This is a genomic window from Streptomyces sp. NPDC056628, assembly GCF_042792555.1.
In the GTDB taxonomy this organism is placed as follows: domain Bacteria; phylum Actinomycetota; class Actinomycetes; order Streptomycetales; family Streptomycetaceae; genus Streptomyces.
This window is the reverse complement of the sequence record NZ_JBHTWG010000032.1, coordinates 77384-93282: the sequence shown is the minus strand read 5'-3', so window position 1 is coordinate 93282 and position 15899 is coordinate 77384. Positions and strand designations below refer to the sequence as shown.

At 70.7% G+C, this 15899-nt stretch carries 14 protein-coding genes; 3 read left to right on the top strand and 11 right to left on the bottom strand.

Going from position 1 to position 15899, the window contains the following annotated elements:
• Positions 1 to 169: 169 nt before the first annotated feature.
• From ACFRAC_RS29350 to ACFRAC_RS29335, 4 genes are all read right to left on the bottom strand, one after another.
• Positions 170 to 1258, bottom strand: coding sequence for a branched-chain amino acid aminotransferase (locus ACFRAC_RS29350; RefSeq protein ID WP_382934258.1), 1089 nt, complete (start codon positions 1256 to 1258; stop codon positions 170 to 172).
• Between the two features lie 267 nt (positions 1259 to 1525).
• A complete protein-coding gene (locus ACFRAC_RS29345) occupies positions 1526 to 2569 on the bottom strand; it encodes a 3-isopropylmalate dehydrogenase (RefSeq protein WP_382934255.1) in 1044 nt (347 codons plus the stop codon).
• 93 nt (positions 2570 to 2662) lie between these two features.
• Positions 2663 to 2803 carry a hypothetical protein gene (locus ACFRAC_RS29340; RefSeq protein ID WP_107115595.1) on the bottom strand — a complete coding sequence of 47 codons (141 nt, stop codon included), beginning with the start codon at positions 2801 to 2803 and terminating at the stop codon, positions 2663 to 2665.
• A 183-nt stretch (positions 2804 to 2986) separates the two neighbouring features.
• A complete protein-coding gene (locus ACFRAC_RS29335) occupies positions 2987 to 3607 on the bottom strand; it encodes a GNAT family N-acetyltransferase (RefSeq protein ID WP_382934250.1) in 621 nt (206 codons plus the stop codon).
• 106 nt (positions 3608 to 3713) lie between these two features.
• Here ACFRAC_RS29335 and ACFRAC_RS29330 point away from each other — a divergent pair, with 106 nt between their 5' ends.
• The gene (locus ACFRAC_RS29330) at positions 3714 to 3920 is read left to right on the top strand and encodes a DUF5988 family protein (protein ID WP_382934247.1); all 207 of its coding nucleotides are present in this window, start codon (positions 3714 to 3716) and stop codon (positions 3918 to 3920) included.
• Between the two features lie 64 nt (positions 3921 to 3984).
• Here ACFRAC_RS29330 and pruA read toward each other — a convergent pair whose 3' ends face one another.
• Positions 3985 to 5616 carry an L-glutamate gamma-semialdehyde dehydrogenase gene (pruA, locus tag ACFRAC_RS29325; protein WP_382934244.1) on the bottom strand — a complete coding sequence of 544 codons (1632 nt, stop codon included), beginning with the start codon at positions 5614 to 5616 and terminating at the stop codon, positions 3985 to 3987.
• Between the two features lie 78 nt (positions 5617 to 5694).
• Positions 5695 to 6621, bottom strand: a complete 927-nt coding sequence (locus tag ACFRAC_RS29320) for a proline dehydrogenase family protein (protein ID WP_382934242.1) — start codon at positions 6619 to 6621, stop codon at positions 5695 to 5697.
• A 162-nt stretch (positions 6622 to 6783) separates the two neighbouring features.
• Here ACFRAC_RS29320 and ACFRAC_RS29315 point away from each other — a divergent pair, with 162 nt between their 5' ends.
• Positions 6784 to 7986 (top strand): PucR family transcriptional regulator, encoded by a 1203-nt coding sequence (locus ACFRAC_RS29315; protein WP_382934239.1) that lies wholly within the window; start codon positions 6784 to 6786, stop codon positions 7984 to 7986.
• 168 nt (positions 7987 to 8154) lie between these two features.
• Here ACFRAC_RS29315 and ACFRAC_RS29310 read toward each other — a convergent pair whose 3' ends face one another.
• Positions 8155 to 8736 carry a TetR/AcrR family transcriptional regulator gene (locus tag ACFRAC_RS29310; protein ID WP_382934236.1) on the bottom strand — a complete coding sequence of 194 codons (582 nt, stop codon included), beginning with the start codon at positions 8734 to 8736 and terminating at the stop codon, positions 8155 to 8157.
• An 84-nt stretch (positions 8737 to 8820) separates the two neighbouring features.
• Between ACFRAC_RS29310 and ACFRAC_RS29305 the strand changes: the two genes are divergently transcribed.
• Positions 8821 to 10371 carry an MFS transporter gene (locus tag ACFRAC_RS29305; RefSeq protein WP_382934234.1) on the top strand — a complete coding sequence of 517 codons (1551 nt, stop codon included), beginning with the start codon at positions 8821 to 8823 and terminating at the stop codon, positions 10369 to 10371.
• 58 nt (positions 10372 to 10429) lie between these two features.
• Here the strand turns inward: ACFRAC_RS29305 and serA are convergent, their stop codons facing one another.
• From serA to ACFRAC_RS29285, 4 genes are all read right to left on the bottom strand, one after another.
• Positions 10430 to 12019 carry a phosphoglycerate dehydrogenase gene (serA, locus tag ACFRAC_RS29300; protein WP_382934231.1) on the bottom strand — a complete coding sequence of 530 codons (1590 nt, stop codon included), beginning with the start codon at positions 12017 to 12019 and terminating at the stop codon, positions 10430 to 10432.
• 231 nt (positions 12020 to 12250) lie between these two features.
• Positions 12251 to 13249, bottom strand: a complete 999-nt coding sequence (gene ilvC, locus ACFRAC_RS29295) for a ketol-acid reductoisomerase (protein ID WP_382934227.1) — start codon at positions 13247 to 13249, stop codon at positions 12251 to 12253.
• Between the two features lie 118 nt (positions 13250 to 13367).
• The gene (gene ilvN / locus ACFRAC_RS29290; RefSeq protein WP_055624315.1) at positions 13368 to 13892 is read right to left on the bottom strand and encodes an acetolactate synthase small subunit; all 525 of its coding nucleotides are present in this window, start codon (positions 13890 to 13892) and stop codon (positions 13368 to 13370) included.
• A 21-nt stretch (positions 13893 to 13913) separates the two neighbouring features.
• A complete protein-coding gene (locus tag ACFRAC_RS29285; RefSeq protein ID WP_382934219.1) occupies positions 13914 to 15758 on the bottom strand; it encodes an acetolactate synthase large subunit in 1845 nt (614 codons plus the stop codon).
• Between the last annotated feature and the right edge of the window lie 141 nt (positions 15759 to 15899).

The window sequence follows — 15899 nt, the reverse complement described above, 5'->3', positions numbered from 1 at the left end:
TGTTTCGAAAGTCCCGTCTGGTCCGCGGCGCCTGGCACGGCGCCTCGCCGCGTTGTCGGGATCGTCCGCGTACGCCCAGTACGCGGACGACACTCCGCCTTGCGATGCACCGCACCAGACGCCGCGGACCCCGCCCTTCGGGCGGACGACGCTACTTTCGAAACACGCCCTAGCCGAGCCGGTGCATCCAGCCGTGCTCGTCCTCGGCCGTGCCGCGCTGGATGTCGAGGAGGGCCTGGCGCAGCTTCAGCGTCACCTCGCCGGGCTCGCCCCCGCTCTGCTGCCACTGGGCGCCGGTGCGCTTGACGGTGCCGACGGGGGTGATCACCGCGGCGGTGCCGCAGGCGAAGACCTCGGTGAGGGTGCCGTTCTCCGCGTCGCGCTGCCACTGCTCGACGGAGACGCGGCCCTCCTCGGCCGTGTAGCCGAGGTCACGGGCGACCTGGAGCAGCGAGTCACGGGTGACGCCCTCCAGGATGGAGCCGGTGAGGGACGGGGTGACGATCCGGTCGCCGTAGACGAAGTACAGGTTCATGCCGCCGAGTTCCTCGACCCACTTGCGCTCGACCGCGTCGAGGTAGCAGACCTGGGCGCAGCCCTGAGCGGCGGCCTCGGCCTGGGCCAGCAGGGAGGCGGCGTAGTTGCCGCCGGTCTTGGCGTCGCCCATGCCGCCGGGCACCGCGCGGACGTGGTCCTCGGAGACCCAGATCGACACCGGCTTGACGCCGCCCGGGAAGTAGGCGCCGGCCGGGGAGGCGATGACGATGAACAGGTACTCGCCGGCGGGCTTGACGCCCAGGCCGACCTCGGTGGCGAACATGAAGGGACGCAGGTACAGCGACTCCTCGCCGCCGTGCGCGGGGACCCACGCCTGGTCCTGCTTCACCAGCGCGTCGCACGCCTCGATGAACGTCTCGACCGGCAGCTCCGGCATGCCGAGCCGGCGGGCCGAGGCCTGGAAGCGGACGGCGTTCTTCTCGGGGCGGAAGGTGGCGACGGTCCCGTCGGGCTGGCGGTACGCCTTGAGGCCCTCGAAGATCTCCTGGGCGTAGTGCAGGACCATGGTGGCCGGGTCGAGGGAGAGCGGCGCGTACGGCACGAGCTGGCCGTCGTGCCAGCCACGACCCTCGGTCCACCTGATGGTCACCATGTGGTCGGTGAAGTGGCGGCCGAAACCCGGGTTGGCCAGGATCGCGTCGCGCTCGGTGGAGGAGAGCGGGCTGGCGGAGGGCTTGAGCTCGATCGTGGGCGTCGTCATGAGTGGTTGTCCTTCACCGGTTGTGTGTGACGGGCCGCGCTCACGCCTGTACTGCCCGTGGTCAGTGCTAGGACGTCCGAACATTCCCTCATTCCGCGGCTCCTTGTTCGATTATCGCAAGAGTGAACCGTGAACGAAATCGGCCTGTTCCGTGTGATCGGCGTGGAGTGCGACCCAGGGGTCGATGGTGTCACCCGGCGGCGGACATGCGGAAGCCGCCGGGTGCGTTGTGACCCGGCGGCTTCGAGGGGGTGCGAGCGGCGCGGGTCAGCCGGCTACTCGTACGGCCAGCGCGTCGCCGATCTCCGACGTGCTGCGCGCGGGCCTGCCGGTGCGCTCGGCCAGGTCGGCGGAGACCGCCTCGTCGATCCGGGCGGCCTCGGCCTCGTAGCCGAGGTGGCGCAGGAGCAGGGCGACGGACAGGACCGTGGCGGTGGGGTCGGCCTTGCCCTGGCCGGCGATGTCGGGCGCGGAACCGTGGACCGGCTCGAACATCGAGGGGTACTCGCCGGAGGGGTTGATGTTGCCGCTCGCGGCGACGCCGATGCCGCCGGAGACGGCCGCGGCGAGGTCGGTGATGATGTCGCCGAAGAGGTTGTCGGTGACGATCACGTCGAACCGCTCGGGCTGCGTCACCAGGTAGATGGTGGCCGCGTCGACGTGCATGTACTCGGTGGTGACCTCGGGGAACTCCTCGGCCACCCTGTTGAAGACGTCGGTCCACAGGTGACCGGCGAAAGTCAGCACGTTGTTCTTGTGGATCAGCGCGAGCTTCTTGCGCGGCCGGGCCTGGGCGCGGGCGAAGGCGTCCCGGACGACGCGCTCGACACCGAAGGCCGTGTTGACGGAGACCTCGGTGGCGACCTCGTGCTCGGTGCCCTTGCGGATGGTGCCGCCGTTGCCGGTGTACGGGCCCTCGGTGCCCTCGCGGACCACGACGAAGTCGATGCTCGGCTCACCGGCGAGCGGGGTGGCCACCCCCGGAAGCAGCTTCGAGGGGCGCAGGTTGACGTGGTGGTCGAAGGCGAAGCGGAGCTTCAGCAGGAAGCCGCGCTCCAGGACGCCGGACGGCACGGACGGGTCGCCGATCGCGCCGAGCAGGATGGCGTCGTGGGCCTTGAGGGCGTCGAGGTCGGCGTCGGTGAGGGTCTCACCGGTGGCGTGGTAGCGCCGGGCGCCGAAGTCGTACTCCTTGGTCTCCAGCTTCACATCCTGCGGGAGGACGGCGGAGAGGACCTTCAGGCCTTCGGCCACGACCTCCTGGCCGATGCCGTCACCGGGAATCACTGCGAGATCGATGCTGCGAGACATGTCGGCACCCTACTGCTCGTCCCATGGGATGACACACGCCGTCCGCCATACGGACAGCGTGTGTCGGGCGACGAGGGTCCGGGGCAAGCGCCCCTAGGCGGCCTGGTGGCCGGTCGCACCGCCGTTGTCCCTGCGGTCGAGGGCGCGCTGGAGGGCGGCGGCGGCGTTCTTGCGGTCGCTGTCGCTGGTGCGGGAGAGGTGACGGACTCGACGGCGGGCGGTCGTCTCGGCCATGGGGAATCGACTCCTTCGGCAAGCACGGGAGTGCGGGGCGGGGTTACGAGACGCCGGAAGGGGCGGGGAGCGGGCCGCAGGGGTTGCCTGCACGGGGCCCGGCTCACGACCGCCATTCGCTTGATCGAGCGATACGTTCGGCTCCTACAAAGTTAAGGGAGCGGAGCGCGTCTGTCTCCACAATTACTCGGACTTCCTACTATCTGAGACAGCGAATCGGATCGCACCGCGCTGAGCTGCGGTTTCTCCGTCCGCCCCTCGGAGCACGTCCCCGTCCCGCCAGTCGAATACCAGCTCGTACGCGGGGTCGGGCGGACCGGCCGGAGCGGGCCGCGCGAACGTGCTCCCCTCCTCGTCGGGCGGCCGCACGACGCCGTCCACACCGAGCGCGCACACCCGCCCCGGCCACACCCGCCGGCCCCGCGCGCGGTACAGCGCGGCGCCCTCGTCGCTCGCGGAGAGCGTCCCCGCGTCGTACGCCCGGTCGACGATCCGTTCCCGTTCCGCCATGACGCGTCCGCCGAGGCCCCGCCGGCGCAGGCCGGCCCGTCCGGCGACCGCCTCGACGTGGCCGACCCGCAGCCGGCGGTCGCGGTGCCGCACCCGGCGCATCACCACCGAGCCGTGCGCGGCGAGCCGCCCGGCGTCGTCGTGGACGAGCACGTGGAGGCCGCAGAGCGCGTGCTCCCTGTCCTCGTCGGCGAGGTCGCCGTCGAAGGCGTCCGCCAACAGGGCGCGCACGGCGTCGAGTTCGGCGGCGGTCGGATCGGCGGTGTGGGCGGTGCGCGGCGCACCGGGGGTCATGCGGACAGTGCCCCGGCCGACGGCGGGGCGGGTGCGGGCGTCAGCCAGTCGGCTGATCCTCCGTGCGGCCCGGGGGGCGGCGCCGCGCCGGGGGAACGCTGGGTGCATGAACGACACGGCGAAGGTGTTCCTGGAAGGCGGCCCGGACGATCTGCCCGACCGCGTCGTCCCGGCCCCGTCCCCCGGCCCGGACGTGAAGATCGAGCTGCGCAACGGCTACGAGCACTTCCGGCCGACCTCGCGCCGCGCGGACACACCACAGGGGGAGCTGCCGGTGTACGAGTGGTGGGAGCGCACGGAGATGCCCGGCTAGCGGGGGCGGGGAAACGCGAGGGGCCGGGCGCATGCGCCCGGCCCCTGTCACACACGGCGGGGTGTCAGCCCATGTGCGGGTACGCGTAGTCGGTCGGCGCGACCAGCGTCTCCTTGATGGCGCGGGTCAGCGTCCAGCGCATCAGGTTCTGCGGGGCACCGGCCTTGTCGTTGGTGCCGGAGGCACGGCCGCCGCCGAAGGGCTGCTGGCCGACGACGGCGCCGGTCGACTTGTCGTTGATGTAGAAGTTGCCGGCCGCGTAGCGCAGCTTCTCCATGGTGGACGCGGTCGCCGCACGGTCGGTCGAGATGACCGAGCCGGTCAGCGCGTACGCGGACACCGACTCCATCTGGTCCAGCATCTCCTCGTACTTGTCGTCCTCGTAGACGTGCACGGCGAGGATCGGGCCGAAGTACTCGGTCGTGAAGACCTCGTTCTCCGGGTCGTCGCACTCGATGACGGTCGGGCGCACGAAGTACCCGACCGAGTCGTCGTAGGAACCGCCCGCGACGATCGTGCAGGACGGGTCGGCCTGGGCGCGGTCGATGGCGGCCTTGTTCTTGGCGAAGGCGCGCTCGTCGATGACGGCGCCGATGAAGTTCGACAGGTCGGTGACGTCACCCATGGTGAGGTAGTCGACCTCGGCTGCGAACTCCTCCTTGAAGCCGGAGTTCCAGATCGACGCCGGGATGTACGCCCGGGAGGTCGCCGAGCACTTCTGGCCCTGGTACTCGAAGGCACCGCGGGTCAGGGCGGTCTTCAGGACCGCGCGGTCGGCGCTCGGGTGGGCGACGACGAAGTCCTTGCCGCCGGTCTCGCCGACGATGCGCGGGTACGAGCGGTACTTCTCGATGTTGTTGCCGACCGTCTTCCACAGGTACTGGAAGGTCTTGGTCGAGCCGGTGAAGTGGATGCCCGCGAGGTCGCGGTGCTCCAGCGCCACCTTGGAGACCTCGATGCCGTCGCCGGTGACGAGGTTGATGACGCCCTTGGTCAGACCGGCCTCCTCCAGGAGCTGCATCAGCAGCACGGCGGCGTGGGTCTGCGTCGGGGACGGCTTCCAGACGACGACGTTGCCCATGAGCGCGGGCGCGGTGGGCAGGTTGCCCGCGATCGCCGTGAAGTTGAACGGCGTGATCGCGTAGACGAAGCCCTCCAGCGGGCGGTGGTCGAGACGGTTCCACACGCCCGGGGAGTTCGCCGGGGGCTGCTCGGCGAGCAGGTCACGGGCGTACTTGACGTTGAAGCGCCAGAAGTCGACGAGCTCGCAGGGGGTGTCGATCTCGGCCTGCTGGGCGGTCTTGGACTGGCCGAGCATGGTGGAGGCGGCCAGCGTCTCGCGCCACGGGCCGGCCAGCAGCTCGGCGGCGCGCAGGATGATCGCGGCGCGGTCGTCGAAGGACATCGCGCGCCAGGCCGGCGCGGCGGCGAGGGCCGCGTCGATGGCGTCCTGGGCGTCCTGCTGCGTGGCGGTGCCGAAGGTGCCGAGGCGGGCCTTGTGGTTGTGCGGCTGCACGACGTCGATCCGCTCGCCGCCGCCCATCCGCTTCTCACCGCCGATGGTCATCGGCAGGTCGATGGGGTTCTCGGCCAGCTCCTTGAGCTTGGCCTCCAGCCGGGCACGCTCGGCCGAGCCGGGGGCGTAGCCGTGCACCGGCTCGTTGACGGGGGTGGGGACCTGGGTCACAGCGTCCATGGGTTCCGTAACTCCTTACTGAGCGGTGTGTGTCGAGCCGTTGTGCAGGGGCCGGGGGTGGGGCCGCTGTGCGGGGGCTCAGCCCTTGCTGACCATGGAACGGACGAAGAACCGCAGGTTGGCGGGCTTCTCCGCGAGCCGCCGCATGAAGTAGCCGTACCAGTCGGTGCCGTAGGCCGTGTAGACGCGCATGCGGTGGCCCTCGGCGGCCAGGCGCAGGTGCTCGTCGCTACGGATGCCGTACAGCATCTGGAACTCGTACTCGTCCAGTTTGCGCCCGGCGCGCCGGGCGAGCTCCTGGCCGATGGAGATCAGTCGGGGGTCGTGGGAGCCGATCATCGGGTACCCGGAGCCCTCCATCAGGATCCTGAGGATCCGGACGTACGCCTTGTCGATGTCCTGCTTGCGCTGGAGGGCGACCTCGACGGGCTCCTTGTAGGCGCCCTTGACCAGGCGCACCCGGCTGCCGTTCGCGGCGAGGCGGCGGGCGTCGTCCTCGGTGCGGAACAGGTAGGCCTGGATGACGCAGCCGGTCTGCGGGAAGTCCTTCCGCAGCTCCTCGTGGATGGCGAACATCGAGTCGAGGGTGGTGTGGTCCTCGGCGTCCAGCGTGACCGTCGTGCCGATGGCGGCGGCGGCCTCGACGACGGGGCGGACGTTGGCGAGGGCGAGCTCGTGGCCGCCTTCCAGGGACTGCCCGAACATGGACAGCTTCACGGACATCTCGACGCGCTCGCCGAGCTCCAGGCCCTTGAGCTGGTCGACGAGGCGCAGATAGGCGTCCCGGGCGGCGGCGGCCTGCTCGGGGCGGGTGATGTCCTCGCCGACGACGTCCATGGTCAGCTCCAGGCCCTTGCCGGTGAGCTCCTGGACGATCGGCACGATCTCGTCGACGGTCTCGCCGGGGATGAACCGGTCGACGACCTGCTTCGTCACCGGGGCCGCCGAGATCAGGCGTCGCATCCGGTCGCTGCGCGACGCGGCGAGAATCACGGGACCCAGCACGGGGCACCTCCACAGACAACGAAAGGCGGCCGAGTCCCGACCATTCGGGTACGGCACGGAGAACCACCGTGAAACCTAGGGATCCCCCCGATCGTCGGCCATCGACAGCTGTCACGCATCCGCGCCGGAGATCTCAGACAGATGTATGAAGGCGCTGGAGAAATGAGGGAGAATGCCAGCGTGACGCCCGCAGACAAGGCCGACTACCAGGAGCTCGTGGACGAGATCTCGGAGCTCCTGGGCGCCCCCGCGACACTCGAGAACCGCGACTTCGAGCTGATCGCCTTCGGCGCGTACGACAGCGAGGGCGAGCTCGACGCGTCGGCCCTGGACCCCGTGCGCACCCGCTCGATCCTGACCCGGCGCTCCACGGCGGCCGTCCGGACCTGGTTCGAGGGGTTCGGCATCACCCGGGCGAGTGGCCCGGTGCGCATCCCGCGCACCCCGGAGGCCGGGGTGTACCGGGCACGGATCTGCCTCCCGGTACGCCATCGGGGTGTCGTGCTCGGCTATGTGTGGCTGCTGGACGGCGACCCCGGCCCGACCGACCGGCAGCTGGACGACGCCATGGCGGTGACCGCCCGGATCGGCGCGCTGCTCGCCGACGAGGCGCAGCACGGGGCCGACCTCAGCCGTGAGCTGCGCGCGGTGCTGACCGCGGAGCGCGGCTGGCAGGGCGACATGGCCGTCGCCGAGCTGCGCACGGCGCTCGGCTCTCGCGCGGACGGCGTCCACACGGTGGTCTGCGTGGCCCCCTGGCCCTCGGCCGACCCGGACGACGCCCCGTCGGTGCGGACGGTCCCGCACGCGACCGCGCTGTGCACCGTCCCCTGGGGCGCGGCCGGGCAGAGCCTCGCCGTCCTCGTCCGGCTGCGCTCGGCGGACGTGCGGACGGCGGCGCACGCGGCGGCGGCCCGTCTGCTGAAGGACGACACGGGTCCGGCCCGCCCGGCGGCCGGGCTGGGGGAACCGCGCACCGGGCTCGCGGAGCTGGCCGCGTCCTGGCGGGAGGCGTCGGCGGCGGCCCGTGCGGCGCTGGCGGAGCCGCGGCTGGGCCCGGTGGCCGAGTGGTCGCGCATCGGCCCGTACCGCCTGCTGACCGCACTGCCCCCGGAGGCGTCCCGTGACGTGGCGGTCGCCGCGCTCCTGTCCCCCGCCCAGCGCGAGCTGGCCCACACCGCCGAGGTCTATCTGGACCGCGCGGGCCAGGCGGGCCGCGCGGCCGCCGAACTCGGCATCCACCGCCAGACCCTGTACTACCGCCTCTCCCGCGTCGAACAGCTCACGGGTCTGGACCTGGACGACGGCGAAGACCGCCTGCTGCTGCACATGGCCCTGAAGGGCCGCCGGCTCGACACCCCATAAGGGGTGTCCGCCCCGGCTCACCAGTGGTCGACGTCGCCCGGCAGGACGGCCAGGTTCACGTCGACGAAGCCCAGCAAAGACGCTCACCCGGATCCGTTCGGTCCCCACCACGTCCACCCGACCTACCGGTTGGGCGTGCGAACTCGGTCAACGCGACCGTGACGCGGGTCACTTACCCCTGCGGGCGGCTTCCATCACCCGCCGCAGCCCCTCCGTGAGGTGCCCGGCCTCCGGGGCGCCCTCCGGGTCGAAGGTCCACTGCATCATCAGGCCCATCAGCAAGGTCGTGTAGAACTCGCCGAGGGTGTCCGCCGTGTCCTGGGTGACGTCGTCCTCGGAACCGCCCATGAAGAGCGCGACGATGCCGCGTGCGGCCTCCCGCTGAGCCTTCGCCAGATGGGCCCTGACCTCGGGCAGTTGGTCGCCCATGGCCACGATCTCCACGCTGAGCCGCCAGAGCGAGCCGGGACCCCGCATGGTGCCGATGATGTTGGACCACACCTCCTCGAAGCGCTCCAGGGACCCCGGTTCGCCCCGGACGCCGTCCACCCCGTCGAAGGCCTCGGACATCCCCTCGACCAGGCCGACGTACGCCTGGGCGAGCAGTGCGTCCTTCGAGCCGTAGTGGTAGCCGATCGAGGCCAGGTTGGTTCCCGACTCCTTGACGATGTCGCGCGCCGTCGTGCGCGCGAAGCCCTTCGCCAGCAGACAGCGCTTGGCGCCTTCGAGCAGATCCTCACGGTGTCCCATGCGACTCAGCCTACCGCCCGTCCATACAGCCGTCCTATACACGCGTTCTATACAGTCGTTTAATACGCGCGTACATTCACCGCCATGACTTCCGAACCGAAGAGCACCACCCCTGCGCCCGCCCGTGCCGGGCGCCGTGAATGGACCGCCCTGGGCGTCCTGATGCTGCCGCTGCTGCTGGTCTCCATGGACGTCTCCGTCCTCTACTTCGCCGTCCCGGCGATCAGCGCGGACCTGCGGCCCAGCGGCACCCAGCAGCTGTGGATCTTCGACATCTACGCCTTCGTCCTCGCCGGACTGCTGATGACGATGGGCTCGCTCGGCGACCGCATCGGCCATCGCAGGCTGCTGCTCATCGGCGCCGTCGCCTTCGGCGCGGCCTCGCTGACGGCGGCCTACGCCAACAGCGCCGAGACGCTGATCGCGGCCCGGGCGGTCCTCGGCGTCGGCGGCGCGACCCTCATGCCGTCCACCGTGGCCATGCTGCGCGCGATGTTCACCGACCCCGGCCAGCGCGCGAAGGCGATCGGCCTGTGGTCGGGCGTGATGACGGCGGGCATCGCCCTGGGCTCCGTGATGAGCGGGGTGCTGGTGGAGTTCTTCTGGTGGGGCTCGGTCTTCCTGGTCAACCTGCCCGCGATGGCCCTGCTGCTGGTCCTCGGCCCGCTGCTGCTCCCCGAGTCGCGGACGGCCCACCATGGCCGCTTCGACCTGCTGAGCGTCCCGCTGTCGATGGCCGCGGTGCTGCCCGTGATCTACGGGCTGAAGGAGATCCCCTCCGAGGGCTGGAACGTCCGCTACGTCGTCTCGATCACCGTCGGCCTGCTCTTCGCCGCCTTGTTCGTGCACCGCCAGCGCACGGCCGCCGCGCCGATGATCTCCCCCGCGCTGTTCCGGGGCCGGGGCTTCGCGCCCTCGGTCGCGCTGAACCTGCTCTCGGCGTTCGGGGTGATGGGCTCGGCCTACTTCACCACGCAGTACCTGCAGTCGGTGCTCGGCAAGAGCGCCCTGGAGGCGGCCCTGTGGGCGCTCCTGCCGTCCGTGCCGATCGGCGCGGCGGCCCCCGCGGCCGCCGCGCTGGTGAGCCGGGGCGTGCCCCGGGCCCACGTCGTCACGGTGGGCTTCGCGGTGGCCTCGGCGGGCTTCGGGGTGCTGTCTCTGGCCGGCACCGACTCGATGGCCGTGGTGCTCACGGCCGGCGCGATCCTCGCGGTCGGCAGTGTCGTCGTGATGTCCCAGATCATGGACCTGGCGCTGGGCACCGTGCCGGTGGAGCGGGCGGGCACCGCGTCCTCGCTGATGGAGACGTCGAGCGAGTTCGGCGGGGCGATGGGCATGGCGGTGCTCGGCTCCGTCGGCGCCGCGGTCTACCGCCACGACGTCCCCGCGTCGGCGCCGGACGCGGCCCGGGAGACGCTGGGTGGCGCGCTGGCCGTCGCGGAGCGGGTGCCGGGGCTGGCGGCGGCCGCACGGGAGGCGTTCACGAGCGGGATGCAGGGCGCGGCGATCGCCGGGGCCGTGGTGCTGGCCGGGGCGGCGGTGCTGGCGGCGCTCACCCTGCGGCGGGCCGAGCCCGGGGAGCGGGCATGCCAAACGCCGGACGAGCCGAGCACGCTCAGCCCGTCCGGCGTATGAGCACGGAGCCCTTCAGGGGCGCCGGGGCGGGCCGGGACAACCGGCCCGGCCCATCGGCTCAGGTCAGGTTCACCGCACGCGCCGACGTCGCGCCGATCTCGGCCGCGACCTCGGCCAGCACCCCCGCGGGCACCGTGTCGTCGACGGTGAGGACGGCCAGCGCCTCGCCGCCGGCCACGGCCCGCGAGACCTGCATGCCGGCGATGTTGAGCCCGGCCTCGCCGAGGATGCGGCCGACGGTGCCGACGACACCGGGCCGGTCCTCGTACCGCAGGACCGCCATGTGGTCGGCCAGCGCGAGGTCCACGTCGTACTCGCCGACGGCGACGATCTTCTGGAGGTGCTTCGGGCCGGCCAGCGTGCCGGAGACCGACACCTCCTCGCCGGTGGCGAGCGTGCCGCGCACGGTGACGACGTTGCGGTGGTCGCTCGACTCGGAGCTGGTCGTCAGCCGCACCTCGACGCCGCGCTCCTGCGCGAACAGCGGGGCGTTGACGTACGACACGGTCTCGTCGACGACGTCCTCGAAGACGCCCTTGAGGGCGGACAGCTCCAGGACCTTCACGTCGTGCTGGGTGATCTCGCCGTACACCTCGACGTCGAGACGGACCGCGACCTCACCGGCGAGGGCCGTGAAGATGCGGCCGAGTCGCTCGGCGAGGGGCAGGCCCGGCTTGACGTCCTCGGCGATGACGCCGCCCTGCACGTTCACCGCGTCCGGGACCAGCTCGCCGGCGAGCGCGAGGCGCACCGAGCGGGCGACGGCGATGCCGGCCTTCTCCTGGGCCTCGTCGGTGGAGGCGCCCAGGTGCGGGGTGCTGACGACCTGGTCGAACTCGAACAGCGGGGAGTCCGTGCAGGGCTCCTTCGTGTACACGTCGAGACCGGCGCCCGCGACGCGGCCCTCCTTGAGGGCGGAGTACAGGGCCTCCTCGTCGACGATGCCGCCGCGCGCGGCGTTGACGATGCGCACGCTCGGCTTGACCTTGCGCAGCGCCTCGTCGCCGATCAGGCCGACCGTCTCGGGGGTCTTCGGCAGGTGGACGGTGATGAAGTCGGAGACCTCCAGCAGCTCGTCCAGCGACAGCACCTTGACGCCCATCTGCGCGGCGCGGGCCGGCTGGATGTAGGGGTCGTAGGCGACGACCTTCATGCCGAAGGCGGACATGCGCTGGGCGACGAGCGCGCCGATACGGCCGAGGCCGACCACGCCGAGCGTCTTCTCGGCCAGCTCCACGCCGGTGTACTTGCTGCGCTTCCACTCGCCGTTCTTCAGCGCGGCGTTGGCCTGCGGGATGTTGCGGGCGGTGGCGAGCAGCAGACCGCAGGCCAGCTCGGCGGCGGTCACGATGTTGGAGGTCGGGGCGTTGACGACCATCACGCCGGCCTTGGTGGCGGCGGAGACGTCGACGTTGTCCAGGCCGACGCCGGCTCGTGCGACGACCTTCAGTTTGTTCGCGGCGGCGATCGCCTCGGCGTCGACCTTGGTCGCGGAGCGGATCAGGATCGCGTCCACGTCGGCGATGGCGGGCAGCAGCTCGGCCCGGTCCGCGCCGTTGCAGTGCCGGATCTCGAAGTCCGGACCAAGCGCGTCCACGGTCGCGGGCGAAAGCTCTTCAGCGATGAGTACGACAGGTTTCGAGCTCACGTGAGTCCTCACAAGTCCATTGCGGACGGCCGTCCCGACGGCCGCAGGCGGTGGAGGGTTGCTAGCCGCGTGGAAGACGCACGACGCTGTGGGCCTGACGCGTATGTAGTACGGCAGTGTAGTGCGGTGGCGGAGGCACTCTCACGCCCCCGCGGAAGGATCACTCATCCGTGGTTGGACGAGATGGACAACAGGGCCGGAGCGGCTGCCCCGGCCCTGTCGCCGTGAGACTCAGGCCTCCTCGTTCACCCAGCTCATGAGCTTGCGCAGGTCCTTGCCGGTGGTCTCCAGCAGGTGCTCGGAGTCCTGCTGCTTGTACTCGTTGTACTTCTTCAGGCCGCCGTGGTACTCGTCCATCCACTGCCGCGCGAAGGTGCCGTCCTGGATCTCGCCGAGGACCTTCTTCATCTCCGCCTTGGTGGCGTCGGTGATGATCCGCGGGCCGGTGACGTAGTCGCCCCACTCGGCGGTCTCGGAGATCGACCAGCGCATCTTCTCCAGGCCGCCCTCGTACATGAGGTCCACGATCAGCTTCAGCTCGTGCAGGCACTCGAAGTACGCGATCTCCGGCTGGTAGCCGGCCTCGGTCAGCGTCTCGAAGCCGGCCTTGACCAGCGCGGCCGTACCACCGCAGAGGACGGCCTGCTCACCGAACAGGTCGGTCTCGGTCTCCTCGGTGAAGGTCGTCTTGATGACGCCGGCGCGGGTGCCGCCGATGCCCTTGGCGTACGACAGCGCGAGCGCGAAGGCGTCGCCGGAGGCGTCCTGCTCGACGGCCGCGATGCACGGGACGCCGCGGCCCTCCTCGTACTGACGGCGCACCAGGTGGCCCGGGCCCTTGGGGGCGACCATGCAGACGTCCACGCCGGCCGGGGGCTTGATGAAGCCGAAGCGGATGTTGAAGCCGTGGCCGAAGAACAGGGCGTCGCCGTCGTTCAGGTTCGGGGCGATGTGCTCCTCGTACACCTGGCCCTGGATCGGGTCCGGGACCAGGATCATGATGACGTCGGCCTCGGCGGCTGCCTCGGAGGGGGTCACCACGCGCAGGCCCTGCTCCTCGGCCTTCGCCTTGGACTTGGAGCCCTCGTGCAGACCGACGCGGACGTCGACACCCGAGTCACGGAGCGACAGCGCGTGGGCGTGGCCCTGGCTGCCGTACCCGATGACCGCGACCTTGCGGCCCTGGATGATGGACAGGTCGGCGTCGGCGTCGTAGAACAGCTCGGCCACTTTGGGTTCTCTCCTTGAGTGCGGGTGTTGCGTCCCACCGTATGACGGTGGGGGTGAGGGAGGTCTCGGGGTCTCGGAATGCGGGCGGCCGGATCTCCCCGGCCGCCCGGACGGCGTCCTACGCCGACCGGTCCAGGGCGCGCAGCGACCGGTCCGTGATCGAACGGGCGCCGCGGCCGATGGCGATCGTGCCGGACTGGACGAGCTCCTTGATGCCGAACGGCTCCAGCATCTTCAGCATGGCCTCCAGCTTGTCGCTGGAGCCGGTGGCCTCGATCGTGACGGCCTCCGGGGAGACGTCGACGGTCTTGGCACGGAACAGCTGGACGATCTCGACGATCTGGGAGCGGGTCTCGTTGTCGGCGCGGACCTTCACCAGAACGAGTTCCCGCTGGACGGCCGAACCGGGCTCCAGCTCGACGATCTTCAGCACGTTGACGAGCTTGTTGAGCTGCTTCGTGACCTGCTCGAGCGGGAAGTCCTCGACGCTGACCACGATGGTGATGCGGGAGATGTCGGGGTGCTCGGTGACACCGACCGCGAGCGAGTCGATGTTGAAGCCGCGCCGGGAGAACAGGGCGGCGATCCGGGCCAGGATGCCCGGCGTGTTCTCCACAAGGACGGAGAGCGTGTGCTTGGACATGATCTTTTACGTCTCTCTCGCTCAGTCGTCTTCGTTGTCGCCGAAGTCGGGGCGGACGTCCCGGGCGGCCATGATCTCGTCGTTGGAGGTGCCGGCGGCGACCATCGGCCACACCATGGCGTCCTCGTGGACGATGAAGTCGACGACGACGGGACGGTCGTTGATGGAGTTCGCCTCCTCGATCACCTTGTCGAGCTCGTCCGGCGACTCGCAGCGCAGGCCGACACAGCCCATGGCCTCGGCGAGCTTGACGAAGTCCGGCACGCGCGTGCCCTTGGCCTGCGGGTTGACGTCGTCCGGGCCGGAGTGCAGCACGGTGTTGGAGTAGCGCTGGTTGTAGAACAGGGTCTGCCACTGGCGGACCATCCCGAGGGCGCCGTTGTTGATGATGGCGACCTTGATCGGGATGTTGTTCAGGGCGCAGGTGGTGAGCTCCTGGTTGGTCATCTGGAAGCAGCCGTCGCCGTCGATGGCCCAGACGGTCCGGTCCGGGACGCCGGCCTTGGCGCCCATGGCGGCCGGCACCGCGTAGCCCATGGTTCCGGCGCCGCCGGAGTTCAGCCAGGTGGCGGGCCTCTCGTACTGGACGAAGTGCGCGGCCCACATCTGATGCTGGCCGACGCCCGCGGCGAAGACGGTGCCCTCGGGGGCGAGCCGACCGATGCGCTCGATGACCTGCTGCGGGGAGAGCGAGCCGTCCTCGGGCAGGTCGTAGCCGAGCGGGTAGGTGTCGCGCCAGCGGCTGAGGTCGTTCCACCAGGCGGTGTAGTCGCCCTGGTGGCCGTCGGCGTGCTCCTTCTGGACGGCCTGGACGAGGTCGGCGATGACCTCGCGCGCGTCACCGACGATCGGCACGTCGGCGGCGCGGTTCTTGCCGATCTCGGCGGGGTCGATGTCGGCGTGGACGATCTTGGCGTATGGGGCGAAGCTGTCCAGCTTGCCGGTGACGCGGTCGTCGAAGCGGGCTCCGAGGGCGACGATCAGGTCGGCCTTCTGCAGCGCGGTGACGGCGGTGACCGAACCGTGCATGCCCGGCATTCCCACGTGCAGCGGGTGGCTGTCGGGGAATGCGCCGAGCGCCATCAGGGTGGTGGTGACGGGCGCTCCGGTGAGTTCCGCGAGGACCTTCAGCTCGGCGGTGGCGCCGGCCTTGAGGACGCCGCCGCCGACGTAGAGGACGGGGCGCTTCGCGGAGGTGATGAGCTTGGCGGCCTCCCGGATCTGCTTGGCGTGCGGCTTGGTGACGGGCCGGTAGCCGGGCAGGTCCATGACGGGCGGCCAGGTGAAGGTGGTCTTCGCCTGGAGGATGTCCTTGGGGATGTCGACCAGGACCGGTCCCGGGCGGCCGGTGGAGGCGATATGGAAGGCCTGCGCGATCGTCCGGGGGATGTCCTCCGCCTTGGTGACGAGGAAGCTGTGCTTGGTGATCGGCATGGTGATGCCGACGATGTCCGCCTCCTGGAAGGCGTCCGTACCGATCGCCTTGGACACGACCTGCCCGGTGATCGCGACGAGCGGCACGGAGTCCATGTGCGCGTCGGCGATCGGGGTGACCAGGTTGGTGGCGCCCGGACCGGACGTCGCCATGCACACCCCGACCTTGCCGGTGGCCTGCGCGTACCCCGTGGCCGCGTGGCCGGCGCCCTGCTCGTGGCGGACCAGCACGTGCCGGACGCGGGTGGAGTCCATCAGGGGGTCGTACGCCGGCAGGATGGTGCCCCCGGGGATGCCGAACACGGTGTCGGCGCCGACCTCCTCGAGCGAGCGGATGAGGGACTGCGCACCCGTGACGTGCTCGGGCATGGACTGCTGTCCTCCGGATCGGGGCCGGGGCTGTGGGTGAGCCCCGGAGGCCTGCTCGGTCATCGGCATTCTCTTCTCGATGCTGAGGGTTTTTGCGAAGGTTGGGCGGAGTTTCGGCGTTGCATCACTGGTGCTGGTGCAACAAAAAACCCCTCGTGCCATAAGGCAAGCGAGGGGAGCGCGCCGGGTGTGGGTCGCTGGGAT

Bases quoted from the DNA above. Each gene is read 5' to 3' on its own strand.
- ACFRAC_RS29330 (WP_382934247.1), top strand. From the start codon at position 3,714: ATGAACGACACGGCGAAGGTGTTCCTGGAAGGCGGCCCGGACGATCTG.
- ACFRAC_RS29345 (WP_382934255.1), bottom strand. From the start codon at position 2,569: ATGTCTCGCAGCATCGATCTCGCAGTGATTCCCGGTGACGGCATCGGC.
- pruA (WP_382934244.1), bottom strand. From the start codon at position 5,616: ATGGACGCTGTGACCCAGGTCCCCACCCCCGTCAACGAGCCGGTGCAC.
- ACFRAC_RS29350 (WP_382934258.1), bottom strand. From the start codon at position 1,258: ATGACGACGCCCACGATCGAGCTCAAGCCCTCCGCCAGCCCGCTCTCC.
- ACFRAC_RS29315 (WP_382934239.1), top strand. From the start codon at position 6,784: ATGAGGGAGAATGCCAGCGTGACGCCCGCAGACAAGGCCGACTACCAG.
- ACFRAC_RS29335 (WP_382934250.1), bottom strand. From the start codon at position 3,607: ATGACCCCCGGTGCGCCGCGCACCGCCCACACCGCCGATCCGACCGCC.
- ACFRAC_RS29285 (WP_382934219.1), bottom strand. From the start codon at position 15,758: ATGACCGAGCAGGCCTCCGGGGCTCACCCACAGCCCCGGCCCCGATCC.
- ACFRAC_RS29305 (WP_382934234.1), top strand. From the start codon at position 8,821: ATGACTTCCGAACCGAAGAGCACCACCCCTGCGCCCGCCCGTGCCGGG.
- ilvN (WP_055624315.1), bottom strand. From the start codon at position 13,892: ATGTCCAAGCACACGCTCTCCGTCCTTGTGGAGAACACGCCGGGCATC.
- ACFRAC_RS29340 (WP_107115595.1), bottom strand. From the start codon at position 2,803: ATGGCCGAGACGACCGCCCGCCGTCGAGTCCGTCACCTCTCCCGCACC.
- ACFRAC_RS29310 (WP_382934236.1), bottom strand. From the start codon at position 8,736: ATGGGACACCGTGAGGATCTGCTCGAAGGCGCCAAGCGCTGTCTGCTG.